Here is a 1,987-nt window from a genome sequence, read left to right as displayed (position 1 = left end):
ACATAAAAGTAATCGTAATCCCCCATAAACCAACCTTAAAAGATTAATATACCGAGATACCCTTTGTTGGTATCTCGGTATATTAATTTATTTTTTTTCTAAATTATATAGAAATTTTCTCCATCAATATGTGCGTAATTTCTCCATTTTTCAATTAATTCTTTTCTGTCAGATTCTGCATTAGACCAATCATCAATTTTTAAATTAATAGTACCGTAAGCTGTTTGAAGCTCGTTATAATGCTTTAACGAATTGTATAGAAACCTTTTCACATCAATTAACGCTAATTCATAAAATCCTTCCCAAGCTGAGTTAGGAATAGTCATTAAATTATCCGTATGCTCTAATCCAAAGTCTACAGTTATTTCTCCACCATATGTTGTCATATTATATAAATAAAGTAAATTAGGTTGTACAAACTTGAATGTAAATGGTGGTGTAATAGTAGATAAAAGGTTTGCACTAGCTTGTGCCATCATTAAAGAGTTGTAAATGTCCATAGAATCATCAAATACAGGTGTTGTATACCCGTAACCCGATAACTTATTTTTAGGACTTACTTTTCTAACATAAATAATTTTTCTATCACCAAATACATCTGGCAGTTCATAAATTGATTCTTGATATTGACTTTTAATACACTTAAGTTCATTTATTTTAAAATCTACAGAAATAATGTGAGGGAAAAACTGACTAAAAGTTTTTAACGTCCTTAATTTAATAGTATCATAAAGAATTTTATTCTCATCTTCAAATGGGAGGGCTAGCCCGTAAATACCTAAATCCATCTTTATAGATGTTAAAAGCTCGCCTATACTCATCATAATTTAGTTCCTCCCTATATATTTACAAACTTTTATAAACGCAACATTAAATTTCTAATGTCGTGTTTAATCTTATCTTCGATATTTACATAGAAAGTATTAGACCCTTCTTTAATAATTACATGACGTAAATCTTTACTTAAACTAATAGATTCGCCAGCAACTTCACAAACGTTAGATACAACTTTAAAGTTTTTAGATTCATCTTTAATGTAATTAATAATTTGAGACTCTGATACTGGTACTAAAGATTCTTGAACCGTATTTCCATCATCTTGAATACTTTTAACTACTTTCTGAATAGGTTTAGATTGGTCACGGTAAGCGGTATGATGGCTAGGTAATACTACCCAGTCATAAGTTACGATATGACATTTAGATTGAACGATAGAAGTACCGTCTCCTCTTTTAACTAAAGAAGCTAATGCACGTAAACTAAAAGCTGGTTCCATACCTTGTAAAATATTTTTAGTCATTTGTGTACCGTAAGAACCATCATCTAAAGTTTCTACTTCCCCTTTTAAGAAGTTTCCTTCAACCCAGAACTTATTAATTTTATGAGACATTAGTTTAGGGTCGATAGTTAAAATTCTTTGAACATCAGAAGTTAAAGGGTGCCCTGCTTCACCGAACCAACTTTTCTTCTCAACTAGCTCCAAAATATGAGGTGCTTTAAGTGACTCAATCATAGCATTTTTTTCATAAATACGCTTATTTCTGTTTTGCTTGTTAAATTCTTGAAGAACTGTTTCAAATTTAACGTAAAAAAGTCCGTTATCGTCAAATACTTTAACATTTTTAGGTTTTACAGGATCAAATGTGGACTCCATTACTAAATAAGCTGCAACCTGTTGCTTATTCATATTTTATCAACTCCCTACATAATATAAGTATTTAATCTATTGTTGATTTTTTTGTCCTTACAACAAATAATTAATTATAACAACTTATAGAAAGGGAGACGGATATATGAAAAGTAAAAATATTTTGGAAAAATTTAATAAGTTACAGGAAAGCTACAATCCTGTAAATGCTGCTTTATATAATGAATATATTAAGTCTTTGAGTGTAAAAGAAGTTATGGAGAATTCTGAATTTATTTTTATTGAACCTATATTCGGTGCAAAAACTTTTCTCAATATTTTAAAGGAAAATATTGACAC

3 protein-coding genes are annotated in these 1,987 nt (G+C 29.5%); 1 reads left to right on the top strand and 2 read right to left on the bottom strand.

From position 1 onward, the window contains the following. Nucleotides 1-98 precede the first annotated feature (98 nt). Complete coding sequence (locus tag ETC00_RS19185; protein WP_171567663.1) at nucleotides 99-824, bottom strand: DUF7484 family protein; 726 nt, start codon at nucleotides 822-824, stop codon at nucleotides 99-101. Between the two features lie 32 nt (nucleotides 825-856). Then, the gene (locus tag ETC00_RS19180; RefSeq protein ID WP_171567662.1) at nucleotides 857-1,687 is read right to left on the bottom strand and encodes a S80 family phage morphogenetic serine protease; all 831 of its coding nucleotides are present in this window, start codon (nucleotides 1,685-1,687) and stop codon (nucleotides 857-859) included. A gap of 106 nt (nucleotides 1,688-1,793) precedes the next feature. Between ETC00_RS19180 and ETC00_RS19175 the strand changes: the two genes are divergently transcribed. Further along, nucleotides 1,794-1,987: hypothetical protein (locus ETC00_RS19175; protein ID WP_216369590.1), on the top strand; the 194-nt coding region annotated here is incomplete at its 3' end.

It is taken from the genome of Brevibacillus sp. MCWH, assembly GCF_013096935.1.
Lineage (GTDB): Bacteria > Bacillota > Bacilli > Brevibacillales > Brevibacillaceae > Brevibacillus > Brevibacillus aydinogluensis.
The sequence above is the reverse complement of the archived record's forward strand: the minus strand, read 5'-3'. Positions and strand labels throughout refer to the sequence as shown.

Bases quoted from the DNA above. Each gene is read 5' to 3' on its own strand.
- ETC00_RS19185 (WP_171567663.1), bottom strand. From the start codon at position 824: ATGATGAGTATAGGCGAGCTTTTAACATCTATAAAGATGGATTTAGGT.
- ETC00_RS19180 (WP_171567662.1), bottom strand. From the start codon at position 1,687: ATGAATAAGCAACAGGTTGCAGCTTATTTAGTAATGGAGTCCACATTT.